Genomic DNA, 18,871 nt, shown 5'->3' with positions numbered 1-18,871 from the left:
CGCCGCCAGATCGCCAGTGGAGGAACCGCATGCCGAAAACCGCCCTCGTCGTCAGCGCCCATTCCGCCGATTTCGTCTGGCGCTGCGGCGGCGCCATCGCCCTGCATGCCGAGAGGGGCTGGCAGGTCACCGTGGTCTGCCTGTCCTATGGCGAGCGCGGCGAATCCGCCAAGCTGTGGCGCGTGCCGGGCATGACGCTGGACCGCGTGAAGGCGTCGCGTCACGCCGAGGCGAAGAAGGCCGCCGAGGTGCTGGGCGTGCACGAAATCCAGTTCTGGGACCTGGGCGACTACCCCATCACCCTGACGAACGATTCGCTATTCCGCCTCGTCGATGTGTATCGCGACATCCATCCGCATTTCGTCCTGACCCACTCGCGCGAGGACATCTACAACCGCGATCACCCTGCGGTGACGGATTTTGCCCAGCACGCGCGCATCACCGCGCAGGCGCATGGCCACAATCCGGGGCAGAAGGTGCTCGGCGCGCCGCCGGTCTTCCTGTTCGAACCGCACCAGCCTGAACAATGCAACTGGAAGCCGGACGTGCTGCTCGACATCGGCAATGTGTGGGCGAAGAAGCGCGCGGCGATCGAATGCATGGAGGGGCAGGAACACCTCTGGGAATACTACACGCGCGTCGCCCAGCAGCGCGGCGCACAGGCGGCGCGCAATTCCGACAAGATCATCAAATGGGGCGAGGGCTTCCAGTCCGTCTTCCCGCATGTGGTCGAGACGCTGGCATGACCTTCACCGCACCGCCCCGCCGCGCCGGCTGGATCGAACGGCCCGATGCGCGCATCCGCTATGAGGTGACCGGCTCAGGACCGGCCATCGTCTTCGCCCATGGCCTTGGCGGCTGCCTGTTCTCCTGGTGGCAGCAGGTGGCGCATTTCGCCACGCGGTATACCTGCGTGGCGTTTTCCCATCGCGGCTTCTTCCCCTCCACCGCGCCAGCGGGTGGGCCGGACCCCGCGGAATATGCCGGCGATGTCGCAGCGCTGGTTGATGAACTGAAGCTCGGCGACATCCGCATGGTCTGCCAGTCCATGGGTGGCTGGTCCGGCGTGGAATATGCGCTGCTGCGGCCCGGCCGGGTGAAGGCGCTGGTGATGGCGGCGACGACAGGGTCGCTCGACCCCCGGCAGATGCGTGAGCCTGAGCATTCGCGCCTTGCCGGCTGGAGCAGGGAGAGTGCGGAGGCGCGCAGCGCGCTGCTGTCGCGCAACATCCTGCCCGCGGGCGGCGCGCGCATGGCGGAGGACCAGCCGGCGCTGCACCAGCTCTACACCCACATCAACGGCCTGTCGCAGGGCTTCGACCGGGAGGCGGTGCGCGCGAAGCTGCATGCGGCACGCACGCGCGCGCCGGAATCCTTCGCCGCGGCGAACACCCCGGTGATGTTCGTGCCCTGCGAGGAGGATGTGGTGATCCCGCCCTTCGCCCCGCAGGCGATGGCGGCGGTGATCCCGAATGCGCGCGTCTCCCCGCTGCCCAAGGCCGGGCATTCCGGGCATTTCGAGCATGCGGCCGCCTTCAACGCGAAGGTTGATGCCTTCTTCGCGGAGGTCGGCGCATGACCCAGCGCGTTCTGACCGCGGCGATCGGCGAATACCCCCACACAGCCGCGTTGGCGGATACGCCCACGCTGCGGTTGGACCGTGCGACGATCAAGCCGATCAACATGGCCTTCGCGCCGATGGTGCGCGAATTGCGCTTCGATGTCTGCGAAATGGCTATCGCCACCTTCCTGATGGCGAAGGAGGCCGGGATCCCCATCACCCTGCTGCCGGCGGTGATGGCCGAACGCTACCAGGAAGGCGCGCTGGTCTGCCCGAAGGACAGCCCGATCCAGGGTCCTGCGGACCTGAAGGGCAAGCGTGTCGGCGTGCGCGCCTACAGCCAGACGACTGGGATGTGGCTGCGCGGCGTGCTGGCGGACAGCCACGGTGTCCCGCCGGACTCGATCCCCTGGACGACCTTCGAGGACGCCCATGTGCCGACCTTCCGCGACCCGCCCTTCGTGACGCGCGCGGCGCCGGGCAGCGACATCGCCGCGATGCTACGCGGCGGCGAGCTGGACGCCGCGATCTTCGGCTTCGAGGTGCCGGAGGGCATGCGCACTGTCTTCCCCGATCCCGCCGCCGCCGGGCGCGACTTCCAGGCGCGCTACGGCTTCAAGCCGGTGAACCACCTGGTGGTGGTGAAGTCGGAACTGGCGCGCGACGCGGCGGTGATGGATGGCCTGCGGCACATCTTCGCGGCATCGCTGACGACGCCCGATGCGCTGGCCCCGGCCATCGCGCTGGCCGGGCGGTTCTGCGCGGCGCAGGGGCTGATCAAGCAGCCCCTGACCACGGCGCAGGTCTGGTCCTAGGCGGCGGCCTGCGGCCCACGGACGAGGCGGCCGGGCAGCGCCCCGGTCGCCTCCCCCTCGCGATAGGTCACGGCGCCGGACAGCAGCGTCGCGACATAGCCTTCCGCCTTCTGCACCAGCCGCTTGCCGCCGGCCGGCAGGTCGTAATGCATCTCCGGCGCGCGCATCCGCAGCCGCGCGAAGTCGATGACGTTGATGTCGGCCTTGCGCCCAGCGGCGATCACGCCGCGATCCGCGAGGCCCATTGCCGCGGCATTGTCGCGGCTGATGCGCTTGACCGCCTGCTCGATCGGCAGCTTCGGCCCGCGCTGCCGGTCGCGCGCCCAATGCACCAGCATATGCGTCATGCAGGACGCATCGCAGATGTAGCCGACATGCGCGCCGCCATCGCCGAGGCCCATCAGCGTGTGCGGATGCATCATCATCTCGCGGATCGCGGCAAGGTCGCCATCCGCGTAGTTCAGCAGCGGGCGGTTGAGGATGGCGCGCCCGTCGCGTTCCAGCATCAGGTCGTAGCACAGCGCCTCGGCCGTCATGCCGCGCGCGGCCGCCATGGCGGCGACGGAGCGCTCCGGCGGTGGTTCGTAGTCGGGCGGGTCGCCGAGCGGGAAGATCTTGTCCCAATTGTTCAGCCGCACCTTCAGCCCGGCATCGTCGGTCGGCTCGGCCAGGATGCGCGCCCGCCGTGCCGGGTCGCGCAGCGCGGCGATGCGGTCCGGCAGCGGCAGATGCGCGACCTCGCGATAGGAGGCACGTGTCAGGAAGGGATGCTGCGACAATTCGAAGCCGAACATCAACCCGACCGGGCGGCCCATCACCTGGCCGAACATCGGCACGCCGGCGGCATTGGCTTCCTCGACGCGGTCGAGCAGCCAGCGCCAGAAGCCCGGCTTGGATTCTCGCTGCAACAACGAAAACGTCAGCGGCCGCCCCGCCACCGCCGCGACGCGACGCAGACGGGCGAATTCCTCCTCGGCCGGATCGTCGAAGTCGGAGATCACCTGCAGCCAGCCGGAACCGTGTGCGCGCAGTGTGCGGGCCAGCGCCTCCAATTCAGCTTCCGGCGCGCCCAGCGTCGGGATGTGCCGCCCGTCCAGCGTGCGATGCGCCAGCGCGCGCGACGTGGAAATCCCGACCGCGCCTGCGGCCAATCCCTCGGCGGCCAGTCGTGCCATCTCGGCGCATTCGGCCGGCGTCGCTTCCGCATGCGCCTCGGCGCGCTCGCCCATCACATGCACGCGCAGCGGCGCATGGGTGACCATGGCCGCGATGTCGGTGTCGTAGCGGCGCGACCCGAGGAAATCCATGTAGTCGGGGAAGGATTCCCACGTCCACGGCAGGCCCTCGGTCAGCACCACCTCGGGCAGGTCCTCGACGCCCTCCATCAGCTTTACCAGCATGTCGCGCCGTTCCGGCCGGCAGGGCGCGAAGCCGACGCCACAATTGCCGATCAGCGCGGTGGTGACGCCATTGATCGAGGAAGAAATCAACCGCTCCGACCACGATGCCTGCGCATCGTAATGCGTGTGGATATCGACGAAGCCGGGCGTCACCAACAGGCCCTTCGCGTCGATCTCCTCTACGCCGCGTTCGCCGACCGTTCCGACCGCGACGATGCGCGCGCCGCTGATCGCGACATCGGCTTCGAAGGGCGCCGCACCGGTGCCATCGACCACCGTGCCGCCGCGGATCACCAGGTCATGCATGCGTGCCTCCCGTTCAGACCGACAGGACGATCTTACCGAAATGCCTGTTGGCCTTCATGTGCGCCAGCGCCTCGACGACATCGGCCAGCGGGAAGACCTTGTCGATCGGGATGCTGAATCGGCCCTGTTCCACCGCGTCCCACAGGTCGCGGCGCATCGCGGCGTATTCGGCGCGGATCTCGTCGCGCGACCGCGTGCGGTGGGTGACGCCGATATAGGCGATGCGCCGCGTCGCATGGGTGTCGAAGTCGAATTCACCCTTCGCGCCACCGAGCCGTCCGACATTGACGATGCGCCCCAGGATTGCCGTGCAGCGCATTGCCGCGTTGATTGTTGCCGCACTCACCTGGTCCACCACCAGGTTCACGCCGCGGCCATCGGTCGCCGCCAGTACCTGCCTGTCCCAATCCGCGTCGCGCGTGTTCACCGCGACATCGGCGCCGAATTCCATCAGGCGCGCCCGCCGCGCCGCATCGGTCGAGGTGCCCACCACTAGCGACGCGCCCATGAACTTCGCGATCTGCATGCCCATGATGCCGACGCCCGACGACGCGCCGAGGATCATCACGCTCTCACCCTTCGCCAGCCGCCCATTCATCACGATGGCGTCGTGCATAGTGGCGAGTGCGACCGGCAGCGTCGCCGCTTCCTCCCAGGATAGGTTGCGGTCGGGCACTTTCTGGACGCGATGACTGTCGGCGATGGCGTACTCGGCGTAGCCGCCCGCACCCGAGCAGGTCACGCGATCACCCGGCTTCACGTCCTTCACCGCGCTGCCGACCGCGGCGACCTCGCCGGCGAAATCCAGCCCCAGGATCGTCCCCGCACCGCCCATCGCGCCATGCGACCCGCCGGCCGCGACGCCGAGGTCGGCGCGGTTCAGCGTCGCGGCGCGGACGCGGACCAGCACCTCCTCCGGTCCCGGCACCGGGCGCGGCACGTCCTGCACCCGCACGCCATCGGTCGTGACAACCGCCGCCAGCATCGTATCCGTCATGTCCGTTTCATCCCCTGGCCCCTTGCAGGCCCTGCACCCGGATGAGGCCGTCCGGCACCAAGCGCAAGCCCTGGATCGACGCACCCACGCCGTGCAGCGTCAAGGGCTGCCACAGGTTGATATAGGGCCGGTCCGCCAGGTATTGCCGCGCCGCGCGGTCATAGGCCGCGGCGCGCACCGCCGTATCCACGCTGCGCCGTGCTTCCGTCAGCGCCGCATCGACGTCGCGGTTGCAGTAGCGCCCGCCATTCAGCGGAACGCCGCAGGCGTAGAAGGCGAACAGGTTGCCGTCGAGATCGACGCGGCCGGACCACTGGATGATCAGCGCCTCGAAATCCCCGGCGGTCCATTGGTTCAGCAGCGTCGCCGTCTCGATCAGCTGGATCTCGATGTCGAAGCCGGCCTCGGCGGCCATGGCCTGGATCACCTCGGAGGCCTGCAGGTAGTCGGTGGTGTTGGGCACGGAGAATTTCACCCGCACGCGCTGGTGGCCGGCTTCGCGCAGCAGGGCGCGGGCGCGAGCGACGTCGCGCTGCGGCATCGGGACGGAGCGCGCATAGAAGGGATGGTCCGGCGGCACCGCCTGGTTGGCGGGAACCCACAGCCCCTCGAAGGCGACGTTGACCAGCGCCTGGCGGTCGATGGCGAGTTCCAGCGCCTCCCGCACCCGCGCATCCTGGCCGAGCGGCGTCTGCGCCCGTGCGCCGTTGGCGACATTGATGGCGAGGTAGAAGGTCGCCAGCGACGGCGCCTGTGCGATGCGCACCCGCTGGTCACGCCGGACGTCGCCGACGTCGGAGGGGCTGACGCGCTCGATGATGTCGAGCGCGCCGGCGCGCAGGTTCGCCAGCCGCACCGTCGCATCCGGGATCGGCCGATAGGTGACGCGATCCACATGGATATTGGCACCGTCCCAGTATCCGTCGAAGCGTTCCAACTCCATGCGGTCCTGGGCGATGCGCCGCGTCAGGCGGAAGGGCCCGGCGCAGGCGGGCTCGCGCTGGAAATCCGCGCCGGTGACCCGCGCCTGGCGTGGCGAGACCAGCATGCCCGCGCGATCCGCCAACGCGGCCAGCAGCGGCGCGAAGGGCTCCGACAGCCGGATGGTGACCTCCAGCGGGCCGGTCGCGACCACCTCGGTCACCGGCCCCATCTCCGCCTTGCGGGTCGATCCGGGCGTGTCGAGGTGGCGGCGCAGGCCAATGGCCGCGGCCTCGCCGGTCAGGGGTTCGCCATCGTGGAAGCGCACGCCCTCGCGCAGGGTGAACACTAGGGCCTTCCCGTCATCCGCCCAGCGCCAAGCGGTGGCGAGCTGGGGGATGATGTCCAGCCGTTCGTTGATGTCCACCAGCTTGTCGCACATGGCGGCGAAGACTTGGCGGCCGGCGACGGTGCGCGACAGCGTCGGGTCCAGCACGTCAGGGTCGGAATTCAGCCCGATGCGCAGATGCTGTGCCGCGGCGGGTTGGGCGAGGCAGGCGAGCAGCGGCAGCAGGGCGGCAAGGCGTCGCATGTTGCGGGTTCCCGATTACCGTTTCTGCGATCAAGTCTCGCCCCGGGGTGGGAAGCGCGCAATGGAGCCTGCGTGACGCGCGAGCCCGGCGCTGCATTGCGTCCGATCCGATCGTCGTGGCGCTTCCGCTGCCAAGCATAGGCCGCCATATCCGTCCGTTCGCACGTCCATACTTGTCGAAGGGACGCTACCGGGCGGACGGCGTCAGGCGTCCTCGACCTCGCCGAAGGCGATCTGCGCGACGGCTTCGAGATGCTCGCGCATGACGCGCCGCGCCGCCTCCGCGTCGCGCGCGCGCAGCGCGGCGACCAGACGTTCGCGCACGCCGTTGCGCGCCGAGGCCTGCTTGTCGGTTTCCGACTTTGCCCGGATGGTGCGCCACATCGCATGCTGCGCACTGTCGAGCAGCCGCGGCATGAACTCGGCGAGGGGTGCTACGCCGGCGGCCTCGGCGAGGGCAATGTGCCATTCCACCGCCTCCTCGGCGAAGGGAAGCCCGGCCGTCGCCGCCGCAGCGATGCTGCGCGCGGCCTCATCAAGCGCATCGACGTGCGCTGTCGTCGCCACCCGCGCCGCCTCCGCCGCGATCTCGGGTTCGATCAGCAGCCTGGCGCGAAGCTGCTCGCGCGGCCCCGGGCCGGGGTCACCGCGCCGTGCCCAGGGCAGCGGCGCGCCGCGTCGGGGCCTGCGCAACACGAACAAGCCGCCGCCGCTTCGGGCGATGACGATGCCGGCGGTCTCCAGCGCGACGATCGCCTCCCGCACCGCCGGGCGGCTGACGCCCAGGCTGCGGGCGATCTCGCCCTCGGCCGGCAGGCGCCCGCCGGCGGGTACGTCATGGTCGAGGATATAGGCCGCCACCCGCGCGGCGATCTCCTCATACAGGCGCAGGCGTCGCACAGGGGCGGCGGTGGGGAAGGTGCGGACCATGGCCCCGGATTGCCATGCCGGACGCCTTCCTGTGAAGAGGCTTGCCTGTAAAGCTGTCAGACAGCATGATCGTGGCGCTGGCTCGCCGGCAGGATGGAAACGAACAAGGCGAAGGAAGTCGCGCATGCTGACACGACGCGCAGTCGCTGTGGGGTTGGCGCTTGCCGCCGCCCGGCCGCAGCTGGCCGCTGCACAGGCCTATCCCACCCGACCGGTCCGGCTGATCATTCCCTTCGCGCCCGGCGCCGCCACCGACATCCTGTCGCGCCTGATGGCGCAGCAACTGGGCGATGCCCTGGGCCAGCCGTTCGTCGCCGAGAACCGGACCGGCGCCAATGGCGCCATCGCCGCGGAGCTCGTCGCCAAGGCCCCGAACGATGGCTACATGATGCTGACGGGCACCTTCAGCACCCATGCGACCAACCCGCATATCTATCCGCGCTTCCCCTATGACGCGGTGGCGGATTTCGCGCCGGTGACGCTGATCGCGACGGTGCCGCAACTGCTCGTGGTGCATCCGGCGCTGGGTGTTTCGACCGTGGCGGAGCTTCGCGCCGCCGCCTCGGCCCGGCCCGGCGCCATCACCGCCGCGACCGGCGGGCTTGGCTCCTCACAGCATCTTTCGGCTGTGCTGTTCGAACAGGCTGCCGGCGTGCGCTTCGACACCATCCACTACGCCCGTGGTTTCGCACAGCTGCTCCCCGACCTGCTGGAGAACCGCGTGAACCTCACCTTCGGCGATCCGCTCGCGCTGCTGCCCATGGTGCGCGACGGCAAGCTGCGGCCGATCGCCACCACCGGGGAGACGCGCAGCGAATTGCTGCCCGATGTACCGACCCTGGCCGAGCTTGGCCTGCCCGGCGCCACGGCGCTGACCTGGTACGGGCTGTTCGTCGCGGCGGGGACCGATCCGTCCATCGTCGCGCGGCTTGGTGCCGCCGCCGGGGCGGCGATCCGCAAGCCGGAGGTGGCGGCCCGCATCCGCGAACTCGGTGGCGTGCCATCGGGCCTGTCGCCCGAGGAATTCGCCATCTTCCAGCGCCGTGAATTCGCCCGCTGGGGCGAGGTGATCCGCGCCGCCGGGATCCGCGTGGAATGACCGGGCCCGGCACGCACGCAGCCTCGCGCATCGACCGCGTCGAGCTGCATGAATTCACCTATCAGGTCGATGGCTTCGGCCGCGACCCGCATGGCGCGCTGTGCTGCAAGCCGGGCGGGGTGGAGAAGGTTTCCGCCTTCTGCCTGGTGATCACCACGGCGGATGGGCTGCGCGGCGAATACTGCCCGATGCACAGCGGCAAGAACCCGGCCATCGCCTCCCAGGTGGCGGCGCTCGCCCCGCGATTGATCGGGCAGGATGCCTTCGCACGGGAAGGGATCTGGCACGCGCTGCGCTGGTCCCAGCGCCATCTCGGCGCGATCGGGCTTTCGGCGATCGATGTCTGCCTGTGGGATCTCGCGGGCAAGGCGGTCGGGCAGCCGATCGCGCGCATGCTCGGTGGCTTCCGAAGCCGGCTGCCAACCTATGCCAGCACCACCCATGCCGATCGCAATGGCGTGCTTTCCTCGAAGGAGGCCTTCGGCGACTTCGCCGTGCAGTGCCGCGACCTCGGCTATGTCGGCTTCAAGATCCATGGCTGGGGCGAGGGCGACCCGCGCGAGGAGGCGGCCAATGTGCTGCATGTCCGGCGCGCGGTCGGCGATGGCATGGCGCTGATGATCGACCCGGCCTGCACGCTGCGCAGCTTCGCCGACGCGCTTCATGTCGGGCGTGCCTGCGAGGAGGCCGGGTATTTCTGGTACGAGGACCCGTTCCAGGACATGGGCACGGCCCCCACCGCGCATCGCCGTCTGCGCGAGCTGATCCGCGTGCCGCTGCTGCTGACCGAGCATGTGCGTACGCTGGAAGCCAAGGTGGCCTGGATCACCGAAGGCGCGACCGACTTCCTGCGCGCCGATCCCGAATATGATGGCGGCATCACAGGCACGATGAAGACCGCGCATCTTGCTGAGGCTTTCGGCCTCGACCTGGAACTGCATGGCGCGGGTCCGGCGCAGCGGCACGCGATGGCGGCGATCCGCAACACCAATTTCTACGAGCTGTCGCTGGTCGCTCCGGGGGTGCGCAACCCGATCCCCGACATTTTCGCCTGCGGCTATGCCGACGAGATCGGTGCCGTGGGCGCGGATGGCTGCTTCCCCGTGCCGGACGGGCCGGGGCTCGGCGTGACCTATGACTGGGAGAAGATCACGCGCATGACGACGCAGCGCCGGTCCTGGCCAGCATAGCCGGTTGCGTCGTCCTGCCCCGCCACTGATGGCGGGGCAGGCGGTATCACGCCGCCCCCGGCGCCCGATGGATCGGGTCCACCCACAGCACCGTCTCCGGCTTCTCCACCGGCTCGATGTCGATATTGATCGCCACCGCCTCATTGTCGGAGCGGACCAGGACGCATTCCAGCGTCTCGTCCGCCGAGGCGTTGATCTCCTGATGCGGCACATAGGGCGGCACGTAGATGAAGTCGCCCGGCCCGGCCTCGTCCACGAATTCCAGCTTCTCGCCCCAGCGCATCCGCGCCTTGCCCTTCACCACATAGATGACGCTTTCCAGATGGCCGTGATGGTGCGCGCCGGTCTTGGCGTCGGGGTGGATATGGACGGTGCCGGCCCAGATCTTCTGCGCGCCGACGCGTGCGGCGTTGATCGCGGCAGCGCGGTTCATGCCCGGCGTCTGGGCCGTATTGGTGTCCAGGTTGTTGCCGGGGATGACGCGGACGCCGCTGTTCTTCCAACCGTCATCGGGGATGGAGGGATGGTCGTGGCCGTCATGCGGCATGGCGAGGCTCCTTGCGTTTGGCGCAGGGGAACGCCATTGCGCACGGCGCCGCAAGTGCTTGGAAGAAATAGCGAATGCCTCCCCCGGCTGGTGCCCGAGGGAGGATGGCTTGGCCGCCGGGCGTCACCGCTTGGAAAGGGCTTCCCCGTTGGTCAGGCGGTGGAGCGGCCGACGAGCCATAGCCGCGTCCGGTGGCAGCCCCACAGCAACAGCACCTGGCCGGCGAACCAGACGGCCGGGCCGGGGATGGTGCCGTGCAGGACGATCATGCCGAGCACGCCGGCGACGGTAAGCACCAGCGCCAGATGTACCGCATGGTCGAAGACCGCGAGGCCGACATCCTTCACCATGCCGGAAACCGGCATCATTGGCGTGACGATGGCGACGCCGACCAGCAGCGACATCAACACGATGACCAGGGCGAGGCCGCCGAGGCAGCCCCAGAGGGCGACGAGCTGCGCGACTTCGGCCGCGAAGGCGCTGCCGGGCAACGCCCAGCGCAGCGCCAGGAACAGGCCGGCCAGCCCGGCGGCGGCCACGAAGGCGGCCTGGACGGGTTCATCGACCGGTCGCTCCCCGGCGTCACGCGGGCGCGGCAGCAAGGGCCAAGCGTCGATCATCACGGGGGGGCGGGCCATGGGGCCTCCGGTCAGGGTGGGTGCCGCCCCGACCATGTCCCGTGATTGGTTTCCGCGGCCCTAACGCTGCATCGCCTTGAAGGCACCTGGGCCTTCAGCCCAGGTGCCTTCAGCAAGGCCGGGTGTCACCCCTGGCGCGAGAGCAGCCTCTCGGCGAGCGACGCCCACCAGGACGCGCCGATCGGCAGGATGTCGTCGTTGAAGTCGTATTTCGGGTGGTGGACCATCGCATCCGTCGGGCTGCGGCCGCCGCCCAGCATTAGATAGGCACCATCCTTGGCATTGAGCATGAAGGAGAAATCCTCCCCGCCCATGGTCGGCTTGGCCATCGGCACGACGCGGCTCTCGCCCTGCACGGCGCGGGCAGCATCGGCGGCGAGGCCGGTGCTGACCGGCTCGTTGACGGTCGCCGGGTACAGGCGGATGAACTTCGCCTCGGCCTTGGCGCCGAAGGCGGCGGCGATGCCGGTGACGGTTTCCAGGAAGCGCTTCTCCAGAAGGTCGCCGACCTCGGGCGCAAACCAGCGCGCGGTGCCGAGCATTGTCACCTGTTCCGGGATCACGTTGTAGGTGTGGCCGCCATTGATGTGGCCGATGGTGATGACGCCGCCTTCGACCGGTTCGACATTGCGGCTGACGATCGATTGCAGCGCCTGGACGATGGCCGCGGCGATCACGATCGGGTCATTGCCGTTCTGCGGGATGGCGCCATGCGCGCCCTTGCCGGTGATGGTCACTTCCAGGTTGGCGACGGCCGCCATGACCGGGCCTTCGCGCCACAGGAAGGTGCCGGCGGGTTCGGAGGGCCAGTTGTGCAGGCCGAAGACACGCTCCATCGGGAAGCGGTCGAACAGGCCTTCCTTCACCATCACCTCGCCGCCGCCGAAATTCTCCTCGGCCGGCTGGAAGATGACGTAGACGGTGCCGTCGAAGTTGCGGGTTTCCGCCAGGTACTTCGCCGCCCCCAGCAACATGGTGGTGTGCCCGTCATGGCCGCAGGCGTGCATCTTGCCGGCGGTCTTGGAGGCATAGGCCAGGCCGGTATCTTCCAGGATCGGCAGCGCATCCATGTCGGCGCGCAGGCCGATGGCGCGGCCGTTATCGGCATTGCGGCCGCGGATGACGCCCACCACGCCGGTCTTGGCGATGCCGGTCACCACCTCGTCGCAGCCGAATTCACGCAGCTTCTCGGCAACGATGCCGGAGGTGCGCACCTCCTCGAAGGCGAGTTCGGGATGTTCATGCAGGTCGCGCCGCCAGGCGGTCATCTCGGCATGGAAATCGGCGATGCGGTTGTTGACAGGCATTAGGTCGGCTCCGGGATCGGTCAGGCGGAGATGTGCGGCGCGGCGAAGGTGAGGGCAAGCCCCTGATCCAGCGGCATGGGATCGACACCGAGGATGCTCCGCATCGGGGTGATGTCGAACGCCTTGTCCTCGGTCAGGCGGCGGATCTCCTGGGCGCCGACGCTGGGCAGCCCTGGAATGATGCGCGTCAGCGGCGCGAGCAGCCGCAGCGGCAGGGCCGGGATGGGCAGGATCGGCGGCGTGCGCAGCCCGGCGGCGCCGGCCACCGCGCGCAGGAAATCGCGATAGGGCAGGGGCGTCGGCCCGGCGATGACGATCGTCTCGGCCCCCGCCCAATCCCGCCTTGCCGCCGCGATCAGGCAGCGCGTCACGTCATCCTGGTGGATCGGCTGCACTAGGGCGCGCCCGCCGCCGGGCAGGGGTGCCACCGGCAGCTTCGCGATCAGCGCCGCGAGGCGGCGGACGTTGTCCTCCCCCTGCGCGCCATAGATCATCGTCGGGTGCAGCATCACGCCGCTGCGGCCGGAGGCGCGGAACGCGGCCTCTCCCGCCCGCACGCCGTCGCCATGTGCATCGGGCCATTGCGAGAAGCGCCGCGTCGATCCCATCAGCACGAAGGACGCGCCGGGTTCGGCGGCGGCAAGCAGCGCCGGCGCCCAGCGCGCATGCACGGTGCTGACGACGCGATCCGCCCCGGCCAGGGCGCGCTTCAGCGCCGCCGCGTCCCGCAGGTCGGCAAGGCGCGCTTCGCCCGGCAATCCCAGCGCGGCCCATTTCGCCGCGCTGCGCGTCACCGGGATGAAGGCAATGCCGGCCTCCGCCAGGGCGCGGGCGAGTGCCGCGCCCGAGCGCCCCGTTGCGCCGACCAGTGCGATCAAGGTGCCGCGCGCAGGAAGGCGAGGTCGGCGCCGAGCGGCGCCTGCGTCACCTGTTCATGCACAAGCCGGTCCCAGCCGCGCTTCGGTGCCGGAGCTGGCGCCCAGGCGGCGCGACGCTTCGCCAGCACGGCTTCGTCCACCAGCAGGTCCAGCGAGCGGTTCTTCACGGACAGCCGGACGCGGTCGCCGGTTTCCACGAACTGCAGTGGACCGCCCACGGATGCTTCCGGCGCGATATGCAGCACGATGGTGCCGAAGGCGGTGCCGGACATGCGGCAATCGCTCATCCGCACCATGTCCTTCACGCCCTGGCGCGCGAGTTTCTTCGGGATGGGTAGGTAGCCCGCTTCCGGCATGCCGGCCGGCGAACGCGGCCCGGCATTCTTCAGCACCAGGATGTCCTGCGCAGTGACGTCGAGATCCGGGTCGTCGATGCGGTTGGACAGGTCGGCGAGGCCGTCGAACACCAAGCAGCGCGCCTCGGTCTCGAAAAGGGAGGGCGTCGCCGCGCTGCGCTTCAGGATCGCGCCATCCGGCGCGAGCGACCCGAACAGCGCGACCAGCCCGCCGACCGGGGAGACCGGCTCGGCCCGCGCATGGATGATACGGCGATCGACGAAATGCGTCCCGTCGCCGATGCGTTCCTCCAGCGTGCGGCCGTCGAGATCCTTGGCGGTCAGGTCGAGCAGGTCGCGCAGTTCCCACAGCAGCGCGCGCATGCCGCCGGCGCTGTGGAAGTCTTCCATGTAGCCCTGGCCGGTCGGCTTGAGGTCCACCAGCACGGGTGTTTCCTCCGACAGCGCATCGAGCCGCTTCAGGTCCAGTTCCAGCCCGGCGCGGCCGGCAATGGCCGCGAGGTGGACGATGGCGTTGGTGGACCCACCGAGCGACAGCAGCACCCGCACCGCATTGTCGAGATTGCCCTGCGTCATCAGCGACAGGGGTGAGACGGGATTGCGGATCAGCCGCACCGCCTGCGCGCCCGCTTCCTCGGCGATGCGCAGCCGGTCGGCATGGACGGCCGGCGCGGACGCCGCATCCAGCGGCATGAAGCCGAGCGTCGAGGCGATGCAGGCCATGGTGGAGGCCGTGCCCATCACGCCGCAGGTGCCCGCCGTGGTGGCGAGCTTGCCTTCCAGCGTGGCGATCTTCTCGTCGGTCACCTCGCCCGCGCGATAGCGTGCCCAGTAGCGGCGGCAATCGGTGCAGGCGGACAGGCGCTCGCCCTCGAAGGACTGCGCCAGCATTGGGCCGACGACCAGCATGACCGAGGGCGTGCCGGAGCTGATCGCGCCCATCAGCTGCGCCGGCACCGTCTTGTCGCATCCGCCCACCAGCACGGCGGCATCCATCGGCTGGTTCGCCAGCATCGTCTCGGTGTCGAGCGCCATCAGGTTACGGTAGTGCATCGAGCACGGCGACAGCGACGGCTCGCAGATGCTGATCGTCGGGAAGGACAGCGGCAGGCCGCCGGCGGCGAGCACGCCGCGCTTCACCGCCTCGATCAACTCGGGGATGGTGCGGTGGCAGTTGTTGTAGTCGGACGCGGTATCGGCGATGCCGACCACCGGCTTGTCGAGCATCGCCTGCGAATAGCCCATGGACTTGGCGAAGGACCGGCGCAGATACAGCGCGAAGGCCGGGTCGCCGTAGTTCGAAGCGTTGCGGCCAAGGCCATGGGGCTTGTCGGTCATGCGTGTCCTCTCCGCCTCGGCGGCGGCGCCCCCGCCTCATTCCGGGCGGTGGCAGACGCAGCAGAGCTTGTTGCCGTCAGGATCGCGCAGATAAGCACCGTAATAGTCGGCATGGTAGTGAGGGCGCAGGCCCGGCGCGCCCTCATCGGTGCCACCCTGCGCCAGGGCGGTGGCATGGAAGCGGTCCACGCTGGCGCGGTCCTTCGCCTCGAAGGCGATGGTCACGCCGTTGCCGACCGTCGCGGCCCGGCGGTCGAAGGGACGGGTGAGGAAGAATTGCGGCGTGGTCTCGGACGCGGCCGCCCAGCCGGCGAAACCATGCTCTTCGCTGTACTCGATCCGCTGCAGCCCGAGGTCCGCCAGCAGCGCGTCATAGAAGGCGATGGCGCGGGCGATGTCGTTGGTGCCGAGCGTGACGTGGCTGAACATCCGGCGTTGTCTCCTTCGCAGTGGCGGCGTCCCGCCGGAACGCCTTGGACCAGGGTGCCGTTGCGAACGGCGCATGCAGGCTCCGGCCCCAGCCAGCTGCGGCCGGGCCTGCACCCTCGAGCCGCGCCACGACAGCCCGCATATTGCGGGATCGAAGCGTCGGCGCAGCGTACCAGGGACGGCAAGACATTGGGCAGCTTCATGCACCAGCGTCGGGTTGACCTCCGGTCGATGAGGTTGGTAAACCTACCTATGCCGAATTGATGGCGATCGCGGAGACAGATCATGTCCCTGACAACCCTCGCCTGGCTGTGCATGGCCGCTTACGCCATGCATATCCTCGAGGAATACGCGCTCGACTGGCGCAACTGGGCTCATAATGTCCTCGGGCTTCCCGTGGAGTGGAACGATTTCTACGTCACCAATGGCGTGGTGGTGGCGCTCGGCATCGCCCAGGCCATGCTGGCGCCGACGCTGCCCCTGGCCGTGCTGGGCTATGCGGGGCTCCAATTCATCAATGCCGTGCTGATGCATGTCACGCCGTTCCTCCGCACCAGGGGGCGCTTCTCGCCAGGGCTGTTCACCGCCGTCTTCCTGTTCCTGCCGCTCAGCCTCACGACCTTCTGGACCGCCTGGGTTTCCGGTCTGGCGAGCATTGCCGAGATCGGCCTCGGCCTGGCGATCGGTGCCCTGACGCTGGCCTTTCCCATCGTGATGCTCAAGGTGAAGTCCTGGCCGTATTTCCGGCAGGACATCCCTGCCTGACCTGGCAAGCAACGGATCGTGGAAGATCGTCGGAAGCTGATCATCGATGCGGGCCTTGCCATCCTTCGCGAGGAAGGCCTGCCGGGATTCACCCAGCCGCGCATCGCGGCGCGGACCGGCCTGCGCCAGAGCCACCTGACCTATTACTACCCGACCCGCACGGATCTCCTGGTCGCGGTGGCGCGCGCGGCAGTCGAGATCCAGGCTGCCAATGCCAAAGCCATGGCGGACCGCATCGCCACGGTGGACCAGGCGGCGGAGGTCATCTCGGCCGGAACCGCCCGGCATGAGAACACGCGAATCCTCCTGGCCCTGTGTGAGGCGGCCGAACGTGAGCCGCAGGTCCGCATGCTGTTCAATGCGCTCGCCGATGGTGCCGTCGGCGAGGTGACGGCCCTCCTCGCCAGGCTCGGCCTGCCGGCCAGCCAGGCTCATGCGGACATCATCCATGCCCTGTTCATTGGCCTGTCGATCACCCATCTCGCGACCGGCCGCGCCGAGGGGCAATCCCGCTCGAAGGCGGCACTCGATGTCCTATTCGCCCTGTTCGGCACCAAGGGGCAGGGCCCCGCCGGGCGAGGCCGGGGGAGGCGGCGTCAGATTGCGGTATCATGATACCGCATCGTCAAACCGCTGCTTCCGCTTGACTTCCGCGCTCATCGCCGCGATAAGCCGCGCCACTTCATTCGTTGGATCCCTGGAAAACCGATGCTCACGCGACAGACCATTTCGCAGAAGCCGGCGGACGTGAAGAAGGCCTGGCTGCTCATCGATGCGGACGGGCTGGTGCTCGGCCGTCTCGCGACGCTCGTGGCCAATCACCTCCGCGGCAAGAACAAGCCCCAGTTCACCCCGCATGTCGATTGCGGCGACCACGTCGTCATCATCAATGCGGAGAAGATCCGCGTGACCGGCGCGAAGGCCGAGCAGAAGATCTTCTACTGGCACACGGGCTACGCCGGCGGCATCAAGCAGCGCACCGTGCGCGAACGGCTTGAGAGCAAGTACCCCGAGCGCGTCATCGAAAAGGCGGTCGAGCGCATGATCACGCGCGGCCCGCTTGGCCGTGAGCAGATGCGCAGCCTGCATGTCTATGCCGGTGCCGAGCACCCGCATGCCGGCCAGCAGCCGACCAAGATCGACATCGCGGCGCTGAACCGCAAGAATTCCGTCCTCGTGAAGAAGGTGGCCTGAGGTCATGAGCGAGACCCGTACCCTCGCGGACCTCAAGGACATGGTCGCCGGCACCCCGGCGGCACCTGAGGCCGCGATCAAGCGTGAACCCAAGCGCGACGCGCAGGGCCGTGCCTATGCCACCGGCCGCCGCAAGGACGCCGTGGCCCGCGTGTGGGTGAAGCCCGGCAAGGGCCAGATCCTGATCAACGACAAGCCGGCGGCGCGGTATTTCGCCCGTCCCGTGCTGCGCATGCTGATCACCCAGCCCTTCCTGGTGGCCGACCGCTATCAGCAGTTCGACGTGAACTGCACGGTCGTCGGCGGCGGTCTGTCGGGCCAGGCCGGCGCGGTACGCCACGGCATCTCCCGCGCTCTGACCAACTTCGAGCCGGAGCTGCGCGCCATCCTGAAGAAGGCCGGCTTCCTGACCCGCGACCCCCGCGTCGTGGAGCGCAAGAAGTACGGCAAGGCGAAGGCGCGACGTTCCTTCCAGTTCAGCAAGCGCTGACGCCGGCGGATCGGCGCGCAGCGCCGGCCCTTCGACACAGGACTGTCATGCAAATGGGGGTGGATCCGCGAGGATCCGCCCCTATTGCATTCCAGGCCGCATTTCGCGGCAAACTACCCACGCAACGGAGGTCCATATCCATGGCCAAGACCCCCTCGGTGTTCATCGACGGCGAAGCCGGCACGACCGGCCTGCAGATCCGCGAGCGGCTGGCGGCGAACCCGCATGTCGCCCTGCGTTCGATCGCACCCGACCGCCGAAAGGATGCCGGGGCGCGCCGTGAGATGATGGAGGAGGTGGACCTCGTCATCCTCTGCCTGCCGGATGATGCGGCAAAGGAAAGTGCGGCCCTGGCCGCCTCCCTGGGTGGGAAGGCGCCGAAGCTGCTTGATGCCTCGACCGCCCACCGCGTCGATCCGGCTTGGGCCTACGGCCTGGCGGAGCTGACGCCCGACCAGCCCGCCCTCATCGCCGCGGCGCAGAACGTGTCCAACCCCGGCTGCTACCCGACCGGGGCGATCCTGATGCTCCGCCCGCTGGTCGAGGCCGGGATCATGGCCGCGGACCATCCGGTCACCGTCAATGCCGTGTCCGGCTACACCGGCGGCGGCAAGTCGATGGTCAACGCCTATGAAGCCCGCACCGCGCCGGATTTCGAGATGTACGGCCTTGGCATGCACCACAAGCACGTGCCGGAACTGCAGAAATATTCGCTGCTGACGCGCCGGCCGATCTTCGTCCCGGCCGTGGCCGACTACGCGCAGGGCATGCTGGATGCGATCCCGCTGCATCTCGACACGCTGCTGCACAAGGTCAGCCCGGCGGAAATCGAGGCGCTGCTCGTCGCCCGCTACGCCGGCAGCGAATACGTCCGCGTCGTCCAGGCCGAGGCCGGCGGCAAGATCGAGCCGCAGGCGCTGAACGGCACCAATGCGCTCGAAATCCGCGTCTATGGCGATGCCGCACTCGGCCAGGCGGTGCTGGTCGCGCGCTTCGACAATCTCGGCAAGGGCGCGTCGGGGGCCGCGGTGCAGAATCTTGGCCTGATGCTCGGCATTCCCGTGAATGCCGATTTGCCGGTGGCCCGGCCGCACGCGGCCGAATAGCATCGCGCCGGG

20 protein-coding genes are annotated in these 18,871 nt (G+C 69.0%); 10 read left to right on the top strand and 10 right to left on the bottom strand.

What is annotated here, in order from left to right; translation table 11 throughout:
• Nucleotides 1-29 precede the first annotated feature (29 nt).
• From AAFN86_RS25515 to AAFN86_RS25505, 3 genes are read left to right on the top strand one after another with little or no spacing between them, the layout of a single operon-like run.
• On the top strand, nt 30-746 hold the full coding sequence (locus AAFN86_RS25515; protein WP_347546432.1) for a PIG-L deacetylase family protein: 717 nt from the start codon (nt 30-32) through the stop codon (nt 744-746).
• Nucleotides 743-1,579 (top strand): alpha/beta hydrolase, encoded by an 837-nt coding sequence (locus AAFN86_RS25510; protein WP_347546431.1) that lies wholly within the window; start codon nt 743-745, stop codon nt 1,577-1,579. The genes AAFN86_RS25515 and AAFN86_RS25510 overlap by 4 nt, the downstream gene beginning before the upstream one ends.
• Nucleotides 1,576-2,376, top strand: coding sequence for an ABC transporter substrate-binding protein (locus AAFN86_RS25505; RefSeq protein WP_347546430.1), 801 nt, complete (start codon nt 1,576-1,578; stop codon nt 2,374-2,376). The genes AAFN86_RS25510 and AAFN86_RS25505 overlap by 4 nt, the downstream gene beginning before the upstream one ends.
• Here the strand turns inward: AAFN86_RS25505 and AAFN86_RS25500 are convergent.
• The 4 genes from AAFN86_RS25500 to AAFN86_RS25485 all read right to left on the bottom strand — a co-directional run bounded on the left by AAFN86_RS25500 (nt 2,373) and on the right by AAFN86_RS25485 (nt 7,522).
• Nucleotides 2,373-4,082 (bottom strand): amidohydrolase family protein, encoded by a 1,710-nt coding sequence (locus AAFN86_RS25500; protein ID WP_347546428.1) that lies wholly within the window; start codon nt 4,080-4,082, stop codon nt 2,373-2,375. The genes AAFN86_RS25505 and AAFN86_RS25500 overlap by 4 nt on opposite strands.
• Before the next feature lie 13 nt (nt 4,083-4,095).
• Nucleotides 4,096-5,079 carry a zinc-binding dehydrogenase gene (locus AAFN86_RS25495; RefSeq protein ID WP_347546427.1) on the bottom strand — a complete coding sequence of 328 codons (984 nt, stop codon included), beginning with the start codon at nt 5,077-5,079 and terminating at the stop codon, nt 4,096-4,098.
• 7 nt (nt 5,080-5,086) lie between these two features.
• Nucleotides 5,087-6,592, bottom strand: a complete 1,506-nt coding sequence (locus AAFN86_RS25490; RefSeq protein WP_347546426.1) for an ABC transporter substrate-binding protein — start codon at nt 6,590-6,592, stop codon at nt 5,087-5,089.
• A 204-nt stretch (nt 6,593-6,796) separates the two neighbouring features.
• Nucleotides 6,797-7,522, bottom strand: coding sequence for an FCD domain-containing protein (locus tag AAFN86_RS25485; RefSeq protein ID WP_347546425.1), 726 nt, complete (start codon nt 7,520-7,522; stop codon nt 6,797-6,799).
• 124 nt (nt 7,523-7,646) lie between these two features.
• On the opposite strand from AAFN86_RS25485, the gene AAFN86_RS25480 reads away from it, so the two are divergent.
• Together AAFN86_RS25480 and AAFN86_RS25475 are read left to right on the top strand one after the other, a co-directional pair.
• Entirely contained in the window at nt 7,647-8,621 is a 975-nt protein-coding gene (locus AAFN86_RS25480) for a tripartite tricarboxylate transporter substrate binding protein (RefSeq protein ID WP_347546423.1), read from the top strand.
• On the top strand, nt 8,618-9,811 hold the full coding sequence (locus AAFN86_RS25475) for an enolase C-terminal domain-like protein (protein WP_347546422.1): 1,194 nt from the start codon (nt 8,618-8,620) through the stop codon (nt 9,809-9,811). The genes AAFN86_RS25480 and AAFN86_RS25475 overlap by 4 nt, the downstream gene beginning before the upstream one ends.
• 46 nt (nt 9,812-9,857) lie before the next feature.
• On the opposite strand, the gene AAFN86_RS25470 is transcribed toward AAFN86_RS25475, so the two are convergent.
• The 6 genes from AAFN86_RS25470 to AAFN86_RS25445 form a co-directional block, all read right to left on the bottom strand.
• A complete protein-coding gene (locus tag AAFN86_RS25470) occupies nt 9,858-10,358 on the bottom strand; it encodes a cupin domain-containing protein (RefSeq protein WP_347546421.1) in 501 nt (166 codons plus the stop codon).
• A 152-nt stretch (nt 10,359-10,510) separates the two neighbouring features.
• Nucleotides 10,511-10,996, bottom strand: coding sequence for a hypothetical protein (locus AAFN86_RS25465; RefSeq protein WP_347546420.1), 486 nt, complete (start codon nt 10,994-10,996; stop codon nt 10,511-10,513).
• A 125-nt stretch (nt 10,997-11,121) separates the two neighbouring features.
• On the bottom strand, nt 11,122-12,303 hold the full coding sequence (locus tag AAFN86_RS25460) for a M20 aminoacylase family protein (RefSeq protein ID WP_347546419.1): 1,182 nt from the start codon (nt 12,301-12,303) through the stop codon (nt 11,122-11,124).
• Between the two features lie 20 nt (nt 12,304-12,323).
• Complete coding sequence (locus tag AAFN86_RS25455) at nt 12,324-13,181, bottom strand: NAD(P)H-binding protein (RefSeq protein WP_347546417.1); 858 nt, start codon at nt 13,179-13,181, stop codon at nt 12,324-12,326.
• Nucleotides 13,178-14,875, bottom strand: a complete 1,698-nt coding sequence (locus AAFN86_RS25450) for a dihydroxy-acid dehydratase (protein WP_347546416.1) — start codon at nt 14,873-14,875, stop codon at nt 13,178-13,180. Before AAFN86_RS25450 ends, AAFN86_RS25455 begins: the two co-directional genes overlap by 4 nt.
• A gap of 36 nt (nt 14,876-14,911) precedes the next feature.
• Nucleotides 14,912-15,304, bottom strand: coding sequence for a VOC family protein (locus tag AAFN86_RS25445; RefSeq protein WP_347546415.1), 393 nt, complete (start codon nt 15,302-15,304; stop codon nt 14,912-14,914).
• Nucleotides 15,305-15,589: 285 nt separating this feature from the next.
• Here AAFN86_RS25445 and AAFN86_RS25440 point away from each other — a divergent pair, with 285 nt between their 5' ends.
• The 5 genes from AAFN86_RS25440 (at nt 15,590) to argC (ending at nt 18,859) form a co-directional block, all read left to right on the top strand.
• The gene (locus tag AAFN86_RS25440) at nt 15,590-16,069 is read left to right on the top strand and encodes an HXXEE domain-containing protein (protein WP_347546414.1); all 480 of its coding nucleotides are present in this window, start codon (nt 15,590-15,592) and stop codon (nt 16,067-16,069) included.
• A gap of 18 nt (nt 16,070-16,087) precedes the next feature.
• A complete protein-coding gene (locus AAFN86_RS25435; RefSeq protein WP_347546413.1) occupies nt 16,088-16,684 on the top strand; it encodes a TetR family transcriptional regulator in 597 nt (198 codons plus the stop codon).
• 93 nt (nt 16,685-16,777) lie between these two features.
• A complete protein-coding gene (gene rplM / locus AAFN86_RS25430; RefSeq protein ID WP_347546412.1) occupies nt 16,778-17,263 on the top strand; it encodes a 50S ribosomal protein L13 in 486 nt (161 codons plus the stop codon).
• Nucleotides 17,264-17,267: 4 nt separating this feature from the next.
• Entirely contained in the window at nt 17,268-17,753 is a 486-nt protein-coding gene (rpsI, locus tag AAFN86_RS25425) for a 30S ribosomal protein S9 (protein WP_347546411.1), read from the top strand.
• Between the two features lie 140 nt (nt 17,754-17,893).
• Entirely contained in the window at nt 17,894-18,859 is a 966-nt protein-coding gene (gene argC, locus AAFN86_RS25420) for an N-acetyl-gamma-glutamyl-phosphate reductase (protein ID WP_347546409.1), read from the top strand.
• Nucleotides 18,860-18,871 lie beyond the last annotated feature (12 nt).

The sequence above is a fragment of the Roseomonas sp. CAU 1739 genome, from assembly GCF_039839775.1.
Lineage (GTDB): Bacteria > Pseudomonadota > Alphaproteobacteria > Acetobacterales > Acetobacteraceae > Neoroseomonas.
Note: the sequence above shows the minus strand (reverse complement) of the source record. Positions and strands in the feature narration are given on the sequence as shown.